The organism is Kribbella sp. NPDC006257, assembly GCF_040613535.1.
Lineage (GTDB): Bacteria > Actinomycetota > Actinomycetes > Propionibacteriales > Kribbellaceae > Kribbella.
The window spans coordinates 1-17,048 of sequence record NZ_JBEXSJ010000020.1 but is presented as its reverse complement, the minus strand read 5'-3'; the positions used below and the strand labels follow the sequence as shown (position 1 = coordinate 17,048).

The 17,048-nt window shown below is 67.8% G+C and carries 12 protein-coding genes; 8 read left to right on the top strand and 4 right to left on the bottom strand.

What is annotated here, in order from left to right:
- The first annotated feature begins 218 nt into the window (after positions 1-218).
- A complete protein-coding gene (locus tag ABZ004_RS23550; protein ID WP_355682753.1) occupies positions 219-668 on the top strand; it encodes a hypothetical protein in 450 nt (149 codons plus the stop codon).
- A gap of 50 nt (positions 669-718) precedes the next feature.
- Here ABZ004_RS23550 and ABZ004_RS23545 read toward each other — a convergent pair whose 3' ends face one another.
- Positions 719-2,365, bottom strand: coding sequence for a phospho-sugar mutase (locus ABZ004_RS23545; protein WP_355682751.1), 1,647 nt, complete (start codon positions 2,363-2,365; stop codon positions 719-721).
- A gap of 94 nt (positions 2,366-2,459) precedes the next feature.
- Positions 2,460-2,921: a gamma-glutamylcyclotransferase gene (locus ABZ004_RS23540; protein ID WP_355682749.1), complete on the bottom strand. Its 462-nt coding sequence runs from the start codon at positions 2,919-2,921 to the stop codon at positions 2,460-2,462.
- A gap of 31 nt (positions 2,922-2,952) precedes the next feature.
- Between ABZ004_RS23540 and ABZ004_RS23535 the strand changes: the two genes are divergently transcribed.
- The gene (locus ABZ004_RS23535) at positions 2,953-4,332 is read left to right on the top strand and encodes an NAD(P)H-quinone dehydrogenase (protein WP_355682747.1); all 1,380 of its coding nucleotides are present in this window, start codon (positions 2,953-2,955) and stop codon (positions 4,330-4,332) included.
- A gap of 243 nt (positions 4,333-4,575) precedes the next feature.
- Here the strand turns inward: ABZ004_RS23535 and ABZ004_RS23530 are convergent, their stop codons facing one another.
- A complete protein-coding gene (locus ABZ004_RS23530) occupies positions 4,576-4,719 on the bottom strand; it encodes a hypothetical protein (protein WP_355682745.1) in 144 nt (47 codons plus the stop codon).
- Positions 4,720-5,262: 543 nt separating this feature from the next.
- Here ABZ004_RS23530 and ABZ004_RS23525 point away from each other — a divergent pair.
- The 3 genes from ABZ004_RS23525 to ABZ004_RS23515 are packed head-to-tail and all read left to right on the top strand — an operon-like array spanning position 5,263 to position 11,834.
- On the top strand, positions 5,263-9,378 hold the full coding sequence (locus ABZ004_RS23525) for a S8 family serine peptidase (protein WP_355682743.1): 4,116 nt from the start codon (positions 5,263-5,265) through the stop codon (positions 9,376-9,378).
- 51 nt (positions 9,379-9,429) lie between these two features.
- Complete coding sequence (locus tag ABZ004_RS23520; RefSeq protein ID WP_355682741.1) at positions 9,430-10,575, top strand: glycosyltransferase 87 family protein; 1,146 nt, start codon at positions 9,430-9,432, stop codon at positions 10,573-10,575.
- Positions 10,576-10,613: 38 nt separating this feature from the next.
- Positions 10,614-11,834 (top strand): glycosyltransferase 87 family protein, encoded by a 1,221-nt coding sequence (locus ABZ004_RS23515; protein ID WP_355682739.1) that lies wholly within the window; start codon positions 10,614-10,616, stop codon positions 11,832-11,834.
- Positions 11,835-11,860: 26 nt separating this feature from the next.
- On the opposite strand, the gene ABZ004_RS23510 is transcribed toward ABZ004_RS23515, so the two are convergent.
- Positions 11,861-12,739 carry a hypothetical protein gene (locus ABZ004_RS23510; RefSeq protein ID WP_355682737.1) on the bottom strand — a complete coding sequence of 293 codons (879 nt, stop codon included), beginning with the start codon at positions 12,737-12,739 and terminating at the stop codon, positions 11,861-11,863.
- A 160-nt stretch (positions 12,740-12,899) separates the two neighbouring features.
- On the opposite strand from ABZ004_RS23510, the gene ABZ004_RS23505 reads away from it, so the two are divergent.
- From ABZ004_RS23505 to ABZ004_RS23495, 3 genes are all read left to right on the top strand, one after another.
- Complete coding sequence (locus ABZ004_RS23505; protein WP_355682735.1) at positions 12,900-14,483, top strand: N-acetylmuramoyl-L-alanine amidase; 1,584 nt, start codon at positions 12,900-12,902, stop codon at positions 14,481-14,483.
- Positions 14,480-15,703 carry a SpoIID/LytB domain-containing protein gene (locus tag ABZ004_RS23500; protein ID WP_355682733.1) on the top strand — a complete coding sequence of 408 codons (1,224 nt, stop codon included), beginning with the start codon at positions 14,480-14,482 and terminating at the stop codon, positions 15,701-15,703. The genes ABZ004_RS23505 and ABZ004_RS23500 overlap by 4 nt, the downstream gene beginning before the upstream one ends.
- A gap of 83 nt (positions 15,704-15,786) precedes the next feature.
- Positions 15,787-16,986 carry a glycoside hydrolase family 76 protein gene (locus ABZ004_RS23495; protein WP_355682731.1) on the top strand — a complete coding sequence of 400 codons (1,200 nt, stop codon included), beginning with the start codon at positions 15,787-15,789 and terminating at the stop codon, positions 16,984-16,986.
- Positions 16,987-17,048 lie beyond the last annotated feature (62 nt).

Sequence of the window (17,048 nt, the reverse complement as noted above, 5' to 3'; positions counted from 1 at the left end):
CACTGCACCGCAACCTCGGCCGGCCGTGTAACCCGAGGCGCCCGGAATGCGTTCTGCATTCCGGGCGCCTTCGCGTGCTTGAACAGCACCGTGCGTGCTTGTCCAGCACGTGCGTTTTGCCGACACGTACACGATCTGCGATCGTGTGGTTACCGTGTTTCGGGTCCGCACGCCTTACAGTCTTGTGTCGAACGACGAACGGCAGGAGTCAAGGGATCGTGAACTACGACGAGTTCAACACCGAGTACACCCGGGTGCTGGACAAGATCAAGAGTGGTACCTGCAGCTGGTCCGAGCTGTCCGGGCATGTCACCCGGCTGCGCAAGGCCACCGCAGGACTGACCAAACCGCTGGAGCGGAACCAGGTGGACAGCGATCTGGCCGCGCTCGGCCAGATGGTCGACCTGTCCCGGCGGACCAACGACCGGGAGGACGTCTGGACGATCACCTCCGAGGCGGTCCGGCGGGCGAGCAGCGGCGAGGGCACGGTCGCGGACCGGATCGGGCGGATCGAGGCGAGCATCAACGAGATCACCAACCTCGCGAACCGCAACTCCGACGAACGCGAGGCGCTGATGCAGTCCGCCAGCACCCTCCGCATCCTGCACTCCTCCTTGCAAAGCTCCCTGCGCGCCGAGCAGGCAGAAGCAGCCGCAGCAGTTCGCTGACCAACAGACTTGCGTGAAGGGCCTCTGGGTCAGAGGCCCTTCACGCTTTTCTAGATGCCTGCGGCTGTCGCCAGGTCGCGCTTGATGGCCGACAGTTCTGCTGCGGCCTGTGCGCGGGCTGCTACGACGTCATCGCCTTCAACCGGGATGACTACCTCTAGGTAGCACTTGAGTTTGGGCTCTGTGCCTGAGGGGCGGACTACTACTCGGGCACCGGCCGACAAGGTGTAGCGGAGGCCGTCGGTCGGGGGAAGCACCTCGGTGCCTTCGTTCAGGTCGTCGATGCCTTCGACGGTGTGGCCGCCGAGGAGGGTCGGGGGAGTTGCGCGGAGGCGGTTCATCGCGGCTGAGATGAGGCTCAGATCCTCGACGCGCGCGGAGAGCTGGTCCGTCGCGTGCAGGCCGTACTTCTTGGCGAGATCGTCCAGCAGGTCCAGCAACGTGCGACCCTCGGACTTCGCCTGGGCAGCGAATTGCAGAACGCGGATCAGCGTCGAGATGCCGTCCTTGTCCTTCACGGCTGCCGGATCCACGCAGTACCCGAGTGCCTCCTCGTAGCCGAAGACGAGCTCCGGCACCCGCCCGATCCACTTGAATCCGGTGAGCGTGTCGACGAACGGTACGCCGTACGCCGTGGCGATCTTGCTCAGCAGCGACGACGAGACGATCGAGCAGGCGGCGACCCCGGCCGGCTTCGACGACAGCAGGAATTCCCCGAGCAACGACCCGAGTTCATCGCCGCGCAGCATCCGCCAGCCACCATCAGCAGCGGGATCCGGTACGGCGACAGCGCAGCGATCCGCGTCGGGATCGTTGGCCACCGCGATGTCGGCCCCGACGCTCCGGGCCAGCTCCAGCGCCGCGTCGATCGCTCCCGGCTCCTCCGGATTCGGGAACGACACGGTCGGGAAGTCCGGATCCGGATCCGCCTGCGAAGCAACCACAGCCGGTACGGCGAATCCCGCCCGCGCCACCGCCTGCTCGACCAGCGCCCGCCCGACCCCGTGCAACGGCGTGTAGGCCACCTCCAGGTCGCGCGGAGCCTCCGCGGGGACCAGGGTCGCGATGCGATCCAGATAAGCGCCCAGCAGGTCGTCCCCGGCCGTCTGCCAGTCGTCGCCTCGAGGTACCTCAGCCAGCGGACCCACGGCCGCGATGGCGGTGGCGATGCCGGAGTCGGCGGGCGGCACGATCTGCGAGCCGTCGCCGAGATAGACCTTGTACCCGTTGTCCTGCGGCGGGTTGTGCGACGCGGTGACGACGACACCGGCGACGGCGTTCAGATGCCGGATCCCGAACGCGACGACGGGGGTCGGCGTGGGCCGGTCGAGCAGTACCGCATCCAGCCCGGCGCCGCGGACGACGGCGGCCGTGTCCTGCGCGAAGATGTCCGACTTGTGCCGGGCGTCGTACCCGATCAGGACGGGACCGTCGGTGAGTCCTTGAGCCTTCAAATAGGCGCAGAGTCCGGCGGCGGCGCGGATCACGACGACGCGGTTCATCCGGTTCGGCCCGGCGCCGACGGCACCCCGCAACCCCGCCGTACCGAACTCCAACGTCCCGCTGAACCGGTCGGCCAGCTCATCCCCGGCACCGGCGGACAGCAGGTCCTGCAGTTCGGCCCGCGTGTCAGGGTCGGGGTCTTGGCTCAACCAGGCTTCGGCGGCGGTACGAACATCATCAGTGACGGTCACCACCGCACGATATCCCCCGCTGCGCCGCCGCAAGGAATGCAACTTGGGACCGATGAACGCCGACACGCCGGGGAACAACGGACCGATGATCGGACGACTAATGGCCTGAGGACTGGCAGGGGCGGGCGCGGAGGTCGGCTACGTAGTCGTCGGGGGCGCCGGCGGCTTCGGCGGCCTCGGCGAGGATGCCGAGGTAGCGCGCCGACGGGAGGCCGCCCTCGTAGGCGTTCAGGACGTACATCCAGGCCAGCTGCTCGCCGTCCAGGGTCTGCACCCGGACCTGGATCTTGCGGTAGACCCCCTGGTCGATCCACTCCCACTCGTCCAGCCGCTCCACGTCCTGCGGGCTGACGTCGTACAGGGCGACGAAGACCTGGTTGGTCGGGTCGGCCGGATCCTCGACGACGGTCGCCATCGAGCCCTCCCAGCCGAGCTCCTCGCCCCCGAACGTGAGGCGCCAGCCGACGATCCACCCGGTCCCGCGCAGGGGCGAGAACGGGCACCGCTCGGCCATCAGATTCGGGTCCAGATTCGACGCAAAAGCGGCGTACAGGGTCACGGGAAAACAGGATACGGAAGAATGGCGTCTCGTGGCGCGAGTTGTGATCATCGGTGGCGGTCCTGGCGGGTACGAAGCGGCGAGTGCGGCCGCCCAATTAGGGGCGGAGGTGACAGTCGTCGACTCCGACGGGATCGGCGGGTCGTGCGTGCTCACGGACTGCGTCCCGAGCAAGACGCTGATCGCCACCGCGGAGGTGATGACGGAGGTCCAGGAGGCCGGCCAGCTCGGCGTACGCCTGGATGACGGGGACGACGATCCCGCGAACTCCGTGCGGGTCGACCTCTCGGTGGTCAACCAGCGGGTCAAGGCGCTCGCGGAGGCTCAGTCACTCGGAATCACCCGGAGGCTCGCCGACGACAAGGTCCGGGTGATCCACGGTCGCGGCCGGCTGGACGGCCCGGAGACGGTCGTGGTCGGGGACGAGCGACTGGAGGCCGATGTGGTCCTGATCGCCACCGGCGCAAGGCCGCGCATCCTCAAGGGATCCGAGCCGGACGGCGAGCGGATCCTGACCTGGGAGCAGGTCTACGAGCTGGCAGAGCTGCCCGAGCGGCTGATCGTTGTCGGGTCAGGTGTCACCGGTGCCGAGTTCGCCAGCGCGTACGACGCGCTCGGCAGCGACGTGGTGCTGGTGTCGTCGCGGGACCGGGTGCTGCCCGGTGAGGACCAGGACGCCGCCGAGGTGCTCGAGGACGTCTTCAAGCGCCGCGGGATGACCGTGCTGGGCAAGTCCCGGGCCGAATCCGTCCGGCGGCAGGGCGACGGGGTGGTGGTGACGCTCACCGACGGCCGGACCGTCGAGGGGTCGCACGCGCTGCTGGCCGTCGGATCGCTGCCGAACACCGAGGACATGGGCCTCGTCGAGTCGGGCGTGTCGCTCGGTGACGGCGGCTTCATCACCGTCGACCGGGTCTCCCGGACGTCGGCCCGTGGGGTCTACGCGGCCGGTGACTGTACCGGCGTCGTGATGCTGGCCTCGGTGGCGGCGATGCAGGGCCGGATCGCGATGTCGCACGCGCTCGGCGACGCGGTCGCCCCGCTGAACCAGGCGGCGATCTCCTCGAACGTCTTCACCGCCCCCGAGATCGCCACCGTCGGCCTCACCCAGGCCACCCTGGACGCGGGTGGCAGTACGGCGATGGTCGTCAAGGTCCCCCTCGCCGACAACGCCCGCGCCAAGATGCAGGGCGTCCGCGACGGCTTCATCAAGCTCTTCTGCCTGCCCAACACCGGCATCATCGTCGGCGGCGTCGTGGTCGCCCCGCGCGCCAGCGAGCTCATCCACCCCATCTCCCTGGCCGTCGGCGCCCGCCTCACCGTCGACCAGCTGGCCCAGTCCTTCACCATCTACCCCTCCGTCTCCGGCTCCATCGCCGAAGCCGCCCGCCGCCTCCACCTCCGCTCCTGACCCAACAACGAAAACTAGTCGAGTTGGTCCAGGGCTAGGGCTGCCCACTACCCGGCTCCACTCGCCGCCCGAGATCTCACCTACCGTCTCGACTCGCGGCGTCGCCGCCACCTACCGGCTCGACTCGCGGCGTCGCCGTCACCTACCGGCTCGACTCGCGGCGTCGCCGTCACCTACCGGCTCGACTCGCGGATTTTTTGGCGGAAATACGGCGAGTCGAGCCGGTAGGTCGAGCGGGGCCGGTCAGTCGAGGCGGTAGGTCGCGCGGCGTTCGTCGGGGGCGAGCCGGGTGAGTGTGGAGAGCCGGGGAGCGGAGAGGACGGGCGGGGCGAGCCCGTACGCATCGGCGAGTTGGGCGGGTTGCCCTCGGCCGGACCGCCAGGGCATCAGTCGGGGCGGTGGGGAGCCGGTGGAGGCGGTGGTTGAGCGTGGTCGGTGGCGAGGTGGCGAGGTGGCGTGGTGGCGAGGTGGCGAGACTGGGGCGAGTACTGATGGCCTGGCGGTCCGCTTCCGGGCGCTGGGGGTCCGCTTCCCGGGCGGGTGAAAGCTTGAGCCGGGTCGTCTTCTCGTTCTCCAGCGGCTACTCGGCGGGGGTTTAGGGAAGGTGCTTGCCCGAGGCTGGTGGCAGGCGGATCAGGGGTGGTGGAAATGCAGGGGTAAACATGCGTTCACGCATCGGGGTGGGTGGATACATGGCGTAGTCGAAGCAGGGGTGGGGGTGTTTCGCGGGGTGACGGCGAAATTTCCGGAGTGGGTATGAGGCGGCGGGATGGCCGGCCACGGAGTGTGATCGTTGTCTGCGGCAACCAAGTGGACAGGGTCGGTAAACCCATCGGCTGAACCGCTTCCGTGCGGTTGGTTGGTCGTCTTACGCTCCGGGGAGTTCATCGTGCGGTGGTCGGGGGGCCGCTACTTGCCGGAGGGGACTTGATGAGACGACGGCTGTCGTACGGATCTGCGTTCGTTGCCTTGACCACCTTGCTTGCCGTGCCGCTTACCGCGGCACCGTTGCCGGTGCAAGCGTCGACTGCGGCGGGTCCACCGCCGACGCCGGTGGTGGCGCAACAGATCGAGACAGCGACCGATGGTGCGAAGGCCAAGCTGGATCCGAAGCTGGAGACGCGGGTCAAGAAGGGCGACACCCAGCAGGTCGCCGTCTTCGCCACGGTGAAGGGCGACGCCGGGAAGGCCCGCGCGCTGCTCGACAACCCGAAGACCGCGCAGTCCGGCGACACCGGCATCGTGATCGGCACCATCGGCGTACAGGCGCTCCCGAAGCTCGCGACCACCGCGGGCGTCATCTCGGTCCAGCCGGTCGAGCTGACCAAAACGGGTCAGCCCACCGGTGACCCGGATCCGCAGCTGCACCAGGCGCCGACGAAGGCCGAGCAGCAGGCCGCGATCAAGCGCGTGAAGGCGGCCGAGGTCCCGTACGACGAGGCGCCGCCGTTGCGCGGATCCAACTTCGACAAGATGAAGCACCTGAACGCGCTGGACGCGAAGACGCACGACTTCACCGGCGCCTGGAACGCGGGCTTCACCGGCACCGGCGTGACGGTCGGCGTACTCGACGGTGGCACCGACTTCGGCCACCCGGACCTGCTGAACACCTGGCAGACCTGGTCCGGCCAGACCGGCGCGAAGGCCGGCTGGAACGGCTGGCCGAAGGCGTTCGACCCGTTCGGCACCCTGCAGTGGCTGTCCGCGCCGAGCCAGATCGACGACGGTCTGTCCTGGTACGTGAAGACCACCGCCGCCGACTGCACGAAGTCCGGCGACACCTGCTCGGCCGACTTCGCCACCAAGACCGGCCCGTCGCGGAACTTCTCCGCACCGGCCGGCACGAACGACCACACCTACAGCTTCCCGGCGGCGTGGAGCAAGTCTGGCAAGGTGCGCCTCGGCAGCCACCCGGACGACCACCTGTTGCAGCTGTACGGCGAGCGCCCGGCGTTCCTCGTCACCGACCCGCACACCGCGGGCGTGTACGACACGATCTACGTCGACCTCGACAACGACTACTCGTTCGCCGACGAGAAGCCGGTCACCAAGGCCTCGCCCGCGTCGTACCGCGACATGAACGGCGACGGCTACACCGACATGTCCGGCGGCCTCCTGTACTACGTGTCGGACGGCGCCACCCCGATCCCCGGCGGCCTGGACGCGTTCGGCGTCAACGACACCTCGTTCGGCCCGGGCGAGCTGGTCGCCTGGACCGGTGACTTCGACCCGTCGATCGAGGGCCACGGCACACTGACGGCGTCGAACGTCGTCGGCCAGGCGGTCAGCAACGGAAAACTGCCCAATTTCAAGGATGTTCCGGGCGGTCAGTACCCCGGCGCCGTCCTTGGTGGAGCCCCGAATGCCAAGCTCGCGCCCTTCGGTGACATCTACCTCGGCTTCGCCTTCTCCACTCAGTTCGGCTACCTGCTCTCCACCCGCCAGGGCGTCGACGTCACCTCGAACTCCTACGGCCAGTCCAACGTCGACAACGACGGCTGGGATGCGGCGAGCCAGGAAGCCGACGTGATCCACGCGGGCCGCAGTACGACGCCGCTGTTCTCCACCGGCAACGGCGCCCCGGGCTTCGGTACGACGGGCTCGGCCGCACCGACCGCGGGCATCGAGGTCGGCGCGTCCACCCAGTTCGGCGGCACCGGCTGGGACTCGATCGTCCGGACCAAGCAGATCACCGACAACGACGTGATGGTCTGGTCGAACCGGGGCTTCGGTGCGAACGCCACCAACGGAGTGGATGTCGTTGCCGACGGCGCCTATGCACCAGGCGACGCCACGCTCAACACCGTGCTGGACGGCCGGAACGCATGGACGACCTGGGGCGGCACGAGCCGTAGTACGCCGGTTGCCGCCGGTGCGACCGCGCTCGTCTACCAGGCGTACAAGAAGGCGCACGGCGGGACCGTCCCGGCAGGGTTCTACTCGACCGCCAAGGACCTGCTGAAGTCGTCCGCGAAGGATCTCGGCTACGACTCGAACGTCCAGGGCTCCGGCTCGATCGACGTCGGCAAGGCGGTCCGCAGCGCGGTCGGCGTACGGGCCAGCGTCTCGCCGTCGCAGTGGCGGGTCGGCGACTACCGCGGTACGGAGTACCCGGTCTTCGCGAACGTGATCTCACCCGGCGGCACGGACACCCAGATGTTCAAGGTCAACGGGCCCGGTGTGTGGGACGTCAGCGACCGGCAGCTGGTCCGTACGGCGAACGACACGTTCGACTTCACCAGCCAGGATCTCGCCAAGGAGAGCACCGGGAACTTCAACGCACCCGACTACCTGATCGATCTCACCAGCAAGGTCAAGAAACACAAGGATGCCGACCTGATGGTGGTGAAGCTGGAGTACCCGCGGTCGCAGTTCGACGGCGACAACAACCTCACCGAGGACCAGGCGTGGCGGTTGCTCACCTACAACTGGACCGACGTGAACCACGACGGCAAGTTGTGGAAGGACACCAACCACAACGGCGTGGTCAACCACACCGACAAGACCACCAGCTCGAACATCGACGGCTTCCTCGACCTCGACTTCGCGAAGTCGGAGATGCAGCAGGGCGAGTACTCCCGGTTCATGTACCACCGGGCCGGCTCGAACGCCCTGCAGTCCTGGGTCGGTGACCCGGCCAGCAGGATGGCCGACGGTCTTTTCCTCGGTCTGCAGCACTCGACCAAGAACGCGTCGATCCCGAAGACCAACTTCAAGATCTCGATCGACTGGTACAAGAACAGTGACTTCAAGTGGATCACCACCTCGAAGACCACCAAGGGCGGTTCGTTCACGGCTTCGATCAAGGTGCCCGCGAACACGCCGTACGGGATGTACTCCACTGCCGTCGTGCTGAAGCGCGGCAGTGACTCGATGGTCGTGCCGGTCTCCATCGCGGTGGCCGCCAAGGCAACCCAGGACGCGACCGGCAAGATCACCGGCGCGACCACCTTCGGTGGTGACGACGTCGCGAAGGCACAGCGGAACCTGACCTACAACAACGGGTCGGTGTTCGGCGCGAACGACTGGGGCTGGCGGGCCGAGTCCGGCGACTGGCGCTTCTTCTACCTGGACGTGCCGAAGACGCCGGCCGAGGGCACCAAGCTGCTCACCAACACCACGTGGCAGGGCACCGCACCGGCCACTGATCTGGACACCTTGATCATGGGCCGCTCGGAGAACCACTTCCAGGTTGTGCCCGACACGGTCTTCGGAGCGCCGTACACGATCGACACGGTCGGCAAGAGCCCGAACACCAACGTGCGCAACGGTGTCTGGCGGTTCGACACGGCGACCGGCGGACCTGCCGATGTCGTCACGGCGCCTGCCCAGGAAGGCATCCAGGAGATCGCGCTGCACCAGGTCGGCTGGCAGGGCGACCAGTTCAACACCCCGTTCAAGGTGCAGGTCGGCAGCGCGTCGGTCTCGCCGTCCTCGGTCACCCAGACGGCGACCGGTGACACCGGCGGGTTCGACGTGAAGTTCGAGTCGAGCGTGCCGCTGGACGGGCTGAAGGCGGCCGCGTTCGGGCTCAGCCAGCCGAGCACCACCACCGAGACGGCGCATCAGGACAACCCCGACGACCCGTCGACGGCGAGTGTGAAGAAGAACATCACGCTGTCGCACGCGTCCCGGTTGAGCGTCAGCACCGCGCTGGACAGCGACGACCTGGACCTGTTCGTGGTCCGGGACGCCAACAACGACGGCGTCTTCTCGTCGTCGGAGATCGTCGCCTCGTCCACCTCGGGCACGGCGAACGAGTCGGTCGATCTGATCAGCCCGCCGGACGGGAACTACCAGATCTGGGTGCATGGCTTCTCGGTCGCCGGTACGCCGGCCTTCACCCTGAACGTCGACGCCGTCCAGGGCAACGACCTGACGGTGAGCGGGGTGCCGACCGGTCCGCTGGCCGCCGGTACGCCGGTCACCCTGCACATCGACTACAACAAGGCGATGACACCCGGTTCGCAGTACCACGGTGAGCTGCTCCTCGGTCCGCCCACGGCTCCGGCTGCACTCTCCGTCCCGATCACCATCACCCGCTAACGCCTAGGCTCCTGGCACGGTGGCCTCCCCACCGTGCCAGGATTCCCTGTTGTGCGGACCAAGCTGATGTGGGCGGCGGCCCTGCTGATCTGTGTTGCCGCCAGCATCATTCTGCCGATGCTCTGGCAGCACTCCCTGGTCGACCTGAAGGTCTATCGCCTCGGCGGCCGAGCTCTTCTCGACGACGCGTCCAGCCTGTACGACGTACGCCTGGCCGGCCTGCCGTTCACCTATCCACCGTTCGCCGCCGTCGTCATGGTTCCGTTCGCTCTGCTGCCCTGGCCGGTCGCAGTGACCGTCTGGACCGTCGGCACGGTGGTCAGCCTGGTCTTCGTCTGGCGACTGTCATTGGGTCGCGTGCCGCCGGTGGTCTTGCTAGCCGTGGTCGCCGGATCGCTACTGCTCGAACCGGTTCGCGAGACGCTCGGCTTCGGCCAGGTCAACCTGATGCTCTGCGCCCTGATCCTGTACGACGTCCTCGACCTCAAGCACTCCCGGCGGGGGATCTGGATCGGCCTGGCCGCCGGGGTCAAGCTCACCCCGCTCGTCTTCCTCGGGTTGCTCGTCGTCACCCGCCAGTGGAGGGCGCTGCTGTACGCGTCGGGATCCTTCCTGGTGACGGTCCTGGTCGGCTTCGTCGTCTCGCCGCACTCGGCCACGGAGTACTGGACCTCGCTCGTCTCCGACACCACCCGGATCGGCGGGCTCGCGTTCTCCAGCAACCAGTCCTGGAACGCCTTCCTGATCAGGCTGACCGGTGATCTCGACGGCGGCGGGCTGGTCTGGCTCGCGCTGGTAGGGCTGACAGTGCTCGGCGGACTCTGGTTCTCCCGGCTGCTGTGGCTGCGCGATGACCGGCTCGCCTCGGTCTCGATCTGCGCCCTGGTCGGGTTGCTCTGCTCACCGGTTTCGTGGAGCCACCACTGGGTCTGGGCGCTGCCCCTCGGCATGTCGCTCGTGCGTGTCGTCGTCGGTGTCTGGCGCTACGTCGTCGGGGTGCTGTGGTTCGGGCTCTTTGCCGTGGCGCCGATCTGGTGGCCGCCGAATCACGACAATCGCGAGCTGACCTGGGCTTTCGGCGACCAGCTCCTCGGCAACGCCTACCTGATCGCGGCGCTGGCAGCCGTCGTACTGCTGGCCGTCAGTCACTTCAAGGTCGTTGTCGAGCCGTCTGGCCAGAAGATGCCAGCGGCTTAGTGCCCCGTTCTGCACCCTTCCCCTGCCAAGCTTGGCCGGTGATAACGGGGATCCTGGGGGATCCGGCGAAGCGGCGTTGGGTGCTCGCGGCCGGGGTATGTGTCGTGGTCGGTGCGCTGCTGCCGTTCGTCTGGGCGCACACCGGTGCGGATCTCAAGGTGTACCGCCTCGGTGGATCGGCGATTCTCGCGGACCCTTCGACGCTCTACGAGGCGCGACTGAAGTCCATCTCGATGCCGTTCACCTATCCGCTCTTCGGCGGCCTGGTGATGGTGCCGGTCTCCCTTCTGCCCTGGCCGCTCGCGTACGGCCTGTCGATCGCCGTCTCCCTGGTCGCCCTGTTCGCGATCTGGCGCCTGAGCCTGCGCAGCCACCTCGACGGGCTCCGCAAGTACTTCGGCCGCCCGCACCCCGCCGTCCTGGTGGCGGTCGTCGCCGGATCGATGCTGCTCGAGCCGGTGCGCGAAACTCTCTCCTACGGCCAGATCAACCTGATCCTCTGCGCGGTCATCCTGTACGACGTACTCGCGGCGAAGCGCTCGACTCGGGGAATCTGGATCGGGCTGGCGGCTGGGATCAAGCTGACCCCGTTGGTCTTCTTCGGTCTGCTGCTCGTGACGAAGCAATGGCGGGCGCTGATCAATGCCTCGGCCGCCTTCCTCGGCACGATGCTGATCGGCTTCCTGCTGGCACCTCGGACGGCCTGGGACTACTGGACCCACATGGTGTCCGACACAGGCCGGATCGGCGGCCTCGCGTACTCCGGCAACCAGTCCTGGAACGGCTTCCTGATCAGAGCTACTGGAGATCTCGCCGGCGGCGGTCGCCTCTGGCAGGTCGCAGTCGTGCTGACGGTCCTTGCCGGACTCTGGCTGACCAGAGTCCTGTGGTTCCGGGGCGAACGCCTCGCCTCGGTGTCGGTCTGCGCACTGATCGGGCTGCTGTGTTCGCCGGTGTCGTGGAGTCACCACTGGGTCTGGTGCCTGCCGCTCGGCATTTCGTTGCTAACAGCAACCGACGTCGGACGGCGTCACCCCGCCCCGGTCTCGGTGGCCTGGTTCGGCCTGTTCATGCTGGCGCCGATCTGGTGGCCGCCGCGGGGCGACAACCACGAACTGGCCTGGAACATCCCTCAACAGCTCGCCGGCAATGCCTATCTCTGGCTGTCGCTAACCGCCGGCGTCCTCCTAGCTGTCGGCACGCGCTCCAAGCCGCCTGCAAGCATCGCTCCGGAACGCAAGAACTCCCAGGCTCGATAAGCCTGGGAGTTCTCGGTGCTCGGGGATCAGAAGTCGAAGCCGCCGCCGTCGAAGCCGCCGCCGTCGCCGCCGCCGAAGTCCCAGCCGCCGGAGTCGCCGCCGCCCATGTCGCCACCGGAGTCCTGGCTGAAGTCGAAGTCACCGCCGTCGCCGCCGCCGTCACCACCGCCGCCGTCACCACCGTCGTAGCCGCCGCCGTCGAACCCGCCTCCGGCGAAGTCACCGTAGCCGCCGCCGGAGAACATGCCGCCCAGCATGGTGCCGACGAACATGCCGGTCATCACGCCGCCCAGGCCGCCGAACATGCCTTGCGCGTAGGGGGAGTAGGCCGGTCCGGCCTCCCAGTACGGCACCCGCTGCGGGCCGACCATGACCTTGCGGACGTCCGGCTCGGCACCGGCCCGGACCCGCTCGACGTCGGCCGCACAGGCCGGCACCTCACGCGGCGCACCACCGGGCGGGGCCCACGTGACGTCCGCGACGGACGGGCCGTGCTGCGGGTTGAAGAAGCAGGACGGGCGCCGCTGCGGCAGCGGTTCGCCCTGGACCCGGGCGCGGACACAGGCCATCGCATACCGGCCGTCTTCGAGGATCTCGATCACGTGCTTGATCTGGTCGGCCTGGGTGACCTGGCCGACCGCCTGCTTGGCCGACTCGTAGGAGTCCAGCGCGCGCTGGTAGTCCTGCCGGGCACCGTCGCCGAGGTCCTTGCCGGCCATGTCCAGGTCGAGGTCCTGCAGTTCCTCGCCGAACTTGGTGATGTCCTCGTCGGCGGTCCGCTTCACGGACTCGAGTTCGGCCGACGAAATCTCGTCTCGCTTCTGGGTCTCGAGCTTCGTACGCCGGTACGAGCGGTAGGCCAGCGCGGCGATCACAATGACCGCGATCAGCAGGATGAATTCCATGACAGCCTTCCTCGACGGGTGATGCGTCGAGCCTACCGGGCAGCCCAATCGGGCCGAAATGCTCCGCACCCCGTTCGCCACGCAGAGTGAGCGCAATGCCACGGATTCCGGTCACGCTGTGCACATAATCGATCACGCTGCCCGAGCACAGGGGTGACTTATGAGAACTACCCGACTCGCGGTGATCGCGGTGACCGGTCTGGCGCTGTTCGTTCCGAGCCAATGGCAAAGCTCGCAGGCAACGCGACCGCAGGCACCCGAAGCATCCGCTGCCACCGATTCGTCGTACCAGGAACTGCCGTTGCGGCAGGGCCCCGGTACGACGTCCGCGACCGCGACGAAGCCGTTCGGCCTGGTCGGGGTGACCTGGCCTGCCCGGCCGGACTCTCGCGAGGTCGTCGCGAAGATCCGCGTCCAGCGCAACGGTGTGTGGTCGGACTGGGAGCAACTCCCGGTCGAGGAGGAGCATGGCCCGGACCCGGCGTCCCCGGAGGGGCAGGAGCGCGACGGCACCGATCCGTTCTGGGTCGGCGACGCGAACGGCATCGACGCCTCGCTGACCACCAAGGACGGTACGACGGTCAGTGACGCGAAGGTGGTGCTGATCCAGCCCGGCGTGCTCGCCACCGACGCGAAGCCGCCGAGCGGTGTCGCCGCCACCCAGACCAGCGCCAGAGCGCCGTACCCGATCCCGGCGATCATCGGCCGGCCCGGCTGGGGTGCCGACGAGCGGCTGCGCAGCCACAACGGTGCGGCCTGCGCGCGACCGAAGTACACCAGCACTGTGCAGGCGGCGTTCGTGCACCACACCGCCGATCGCAACAACTACACGCGGGCGCAGGTCCCGGCGATGATCCGCGCGACCTATGCGTACCACGTGAAGAGCCGCGGCTGGTGCGACATCGGCTACAACTTCCTGGTCGACAAGTTCGGCCGCATCTTCGAAGGCCGGTACGGCGGGATGCAGCTGCCCGTGCTCGGCGCGCACACGGGGTCGTTCAACAGCAACTCGTTCGGCGTCTCGCTGATCGGCAACTTCGACAAGGCCAGGCCGACCGGTCAGATGCTCGAGGCAACGGCCCGGATCATCGCCTGGAAGCTCGACGCGAACTACCGCTCGCCGCAGGCGACCGTCGTACTGGACGGCAGCAAGCTGCACACGGTCTCCGGTCATCGCGACACCAAGGCGACCGCGTGCCCGGGCAACGACCTCTACTCGCAACTCGGCTGGCTGAAGGCGCGGGCCGACACGTTGATGGGCAGGAGCGTCTCCACCGAGATCTACCGATTCGCCCTGCAGCTGGGCGGCTATCGCAAGATCGGCCAGCCCTTCTGGGGTGAACATCCGACCCGGAAGGGCCGCGCGACGTACTTCGGGAGCAGGGACCTCTACTGGTCGCCGGCCAGTGGCGCGCACAGTCTCCAAGGCGGCTTCCGCTGGTACTTCCGCAGGTTCGGTCCCGACGGCATCCTCGGCTTCCCGACCGCCGAACAGCGCAACGGCAGGCCGTCCGGCAGCCTCGTGCAGCGGTTTCAGGCCGGCGCGATCTACTGGTCGCCGCGGACTGGGATGCACGCCGTGAACGGCCCGATCTCCCGTAAATACGGGGCTCTCGGCTCCGACCGGTCGCGGCTCGGCCTGCCGGTCTCCGAACCTTTCAAGGTCGCCGGCGGGGTGCAGCAGAAGTACCAGCACGGCCGCCTCACCTACAGCTTCCGCACCCGGAAGGTCTACATCACATGAAACGCGCCCTAGCCATCAGCCTCGTCGTCTGCGCCTTGCCGAGTGGGCTGGCGGTCGCCCACGACATCGATCCGCCCCAGGGGGAGGCGATGACCACGATCAACGGTCGCGGCTTCGGCCACGGCCGCGGCATGTCGCAGTACGGCGCCCAGGGTGCTGCCATCGCCGGGAAGTCGGTGCAGCAGATCCTCGACTTCTACTACCCCGGTACAGCGACCGGCAAGGCGACCGGGAACGTCCGGATTCGGCTGACCGCGGATACCACCGACGGGGTCCGGGTGATCACGGTAGCCGGTCTGAAGGTGCGTGATCTCAAGGCGAACAAGGTCTATACGTTGCCCAGGGCATCGACTCGCAACCAGTGGTCGATCGATCCGAGTGGCGATCACGGCACGAAGGTCAGCTCGTTCGATACCAAGAACCGGACCTGGACGCTGTGGCGGACCTTCAGGGGAATGGCGCAGTTCGAGGGCGTCGGACTGACCGCGCTGGTCCTGCCGAGCGGTAGCCAGGTCCGGTACCGCGGCATCCTCCGGGCGACGGACACCGCCGGGGCACACCTCGACACGGTGAACGTGCTGTCGCTGGAGGCCTACCTGCGCGGCGTCGTACCGCGGGAAGCCTTGTTCACTTGGCGTCCGGCGGCGCTGCAGGCGCAAGCCGTTGCCGCGCGCACCTATGCGGTGTACCACCGGAAGCGGGCGACGGACCGAGCCTACGACCTGTGCGACACGATCCTCTGCCAGGTGTACGGCGGCTACGACTCCGAGGAGTCCTCGACCAACAACGCGATCGGGGCGACCGCCGGCCAGATCCGGCTCTACAAGAGCTCTCCGATCATCGCCGAGTTCTCCTCGTCGAACGGCGGCGCGACGACGCCCGGCGATCTCCCGTACCAGGTGCAGAAGGTGGACACCTGGGACGCCTACCCGGGCAACCGGAACCCCAACGCGAGCTGGACGGTGACCCGGCCCACCTCGCAGGTCCAGGCGGCCTTCGGGGTCGGTCCGTTGCGGAGTCTCAGGGTGACGACGCGGACCGGCGTCGGCCCAGGGGGCGGTCGTGTGCTGCGGGTCGAGGCGGTCGGCACCAACGGGAAGAAGAAGGCGATGACCGGCGACCAGCTCCGGTCCCGGCTCAGCCTTCGCTCGGCCTGGTTCGGCTTCACCGCACCGGATCCGAGCACACTTGATATATCAAGCGATCAGGAAACCCGCTGACGCTGAAGCATTGACGCCGAATCCCTGCGCCGGTTAGAACGTGACATCGATGTCAACCGCAGCCGCCCAGGAGGAGCAAGTCGATGCCCAGGAAATTTGGTATATCAACCAAGGTCGCCGGTGGGGTACTGGCGGTCGCCATGCTCGGTGCGCTGAACGCCACCACGGCCGGTGCGGCCGGAGCGCAGCCCGACGGTGCCACCTCGATGCGGGCGGCGCACGTGCCTAGCCCAGCGGCTCGCGCGAACGCGTCGTACCAGGCCCTGACCAAGTATTTCGAGACCGGCCAGCAGAACCTCCTGCTGGAGGAGTATCCGAACACGCAGAGCAACCCGTACTCCTACGTCTGGCCTTACTCGCAGGCCGCGGTCGCTGCGGAGAACCTGGCCGGCATCCCTGGTGCGGGCAGGAAGGCGTCAGCGGAGGCGCAGCGCAGGCTGGCCGGCTACGCGCCGTACTGGAACGCCACGACGACGCCCAAGGGCTACGACTCCTACGTGCGTCCGCCGCTCGGTGGTGGTGGAGACAAGTTCTACGACGACAACGAGTGGATCGGCCTGAACCTGATCCAGCACTACCAGCGGACTGGTGACCGCTCGTCGCTCGCCCGTGCGAAGGAGATCTTCGCGCTCGTCGTCCACGGCTGGGACACCGACCCCACGCACCCGTGTGCGGGCGGCGTCTACTGGACCCAGGCGCCGTGGAGCCAGGACCGCAACACGATCTCCAACGGTCCTGGTGCCGAGCTCGGAGCACACCTCTACCTGCTCACCCGCGACAAGTCGTACCTGACCGAGGCGAAGCGGATGTACGCCTGGGCGCAGCAGTGCATGCTGGCGCCGAACGGTCTGTACTACGACCACATCGACCTCGCCGGCAATGTCGAGAAGACCCAGTGGAGCTACAACCAGGGCGTCATGCTCGGGGCTGGAACGCTGCTGTACAAGGCGACTCACGACCGCAAGTACCTGAACGACGCGAAGGCGCTGGCCACGGCGTCGCTGGCGTTCTACGGCACTGACGACCGGCTCTGGCTGCAGCCGACCAGGTTCAACTCGATCTACTTCAAGAACCTGCTGCTGCTCGACTCGGTGGCGCACAACCCGGCGTACAAGGCCACTATGCAGGCGTACGCCGAACGGGCCTGGAACGAGGTGCGCGACCCGGCGACCGGGCTGTTCCACTTCGCCGACGGACCGGTGCTGCTGCTGGAGCAGTCGGCGATGGTCCAGATCGACGCGCTGCTGGCCTGGCCGCGCTCGCGGTACGGCGAGCTGGCCTGACAACCAAGAAGCCGAGACCCCCGTGCGTGGCGCCCCAGGGTCTACGCACCTCCGACCAGCGT

What these genes read in the sequence shown, in the direction of transcription:
- ABZ004_RS23505 (WP_355682735.1), top strand. Translation starts at nt 12,900, where the DNA reads ATGAGAACTACCCGACTCGCGGTGATCGCGGTGACCGGTCTGGCGCTG.
- ABZ004_RS23510 (WP_355682737.1), bottom strand. Translation starts at nt 12,739, where the DNA reads ATGGAATTCATCCTGCTGATCGCGGTCATTGTGATCGCCGCGCTGGCC.
- ABZ004_RS23495 (WP_355682731.1), top strand. Translation starts at nt 15,787, where the DNA reads ATGCCCAGGAAATTTGGTATATCAACCAAGGTCGCCGGTGGGGTACTG.
- ABZ004_RS23525 (WP_355682743.1), top strand. Translation starts at nt 5,263, where the DNA reads ATGAGACGACGGCTGTCGTACGGATCTGCGTTCGTTGCCTTGACCACC.
- ABZ004_RS23530 (WP_355682745.1), bottom strand. Translation starts at nt 4,719, where the DNA reads ATGCCCTGGCGGTCCGGCCGAGGGCAACCCGCCCAACTCGCCGATGCG.
- ABZ004_RS23500 (WP_355682733.1), top strand. Translation starts at nt 14,480, where the DNA reads ATGAAACGCGCCCTAGCCATCAGCCTCGTCGTCTGCGCCTTGCCGAGT.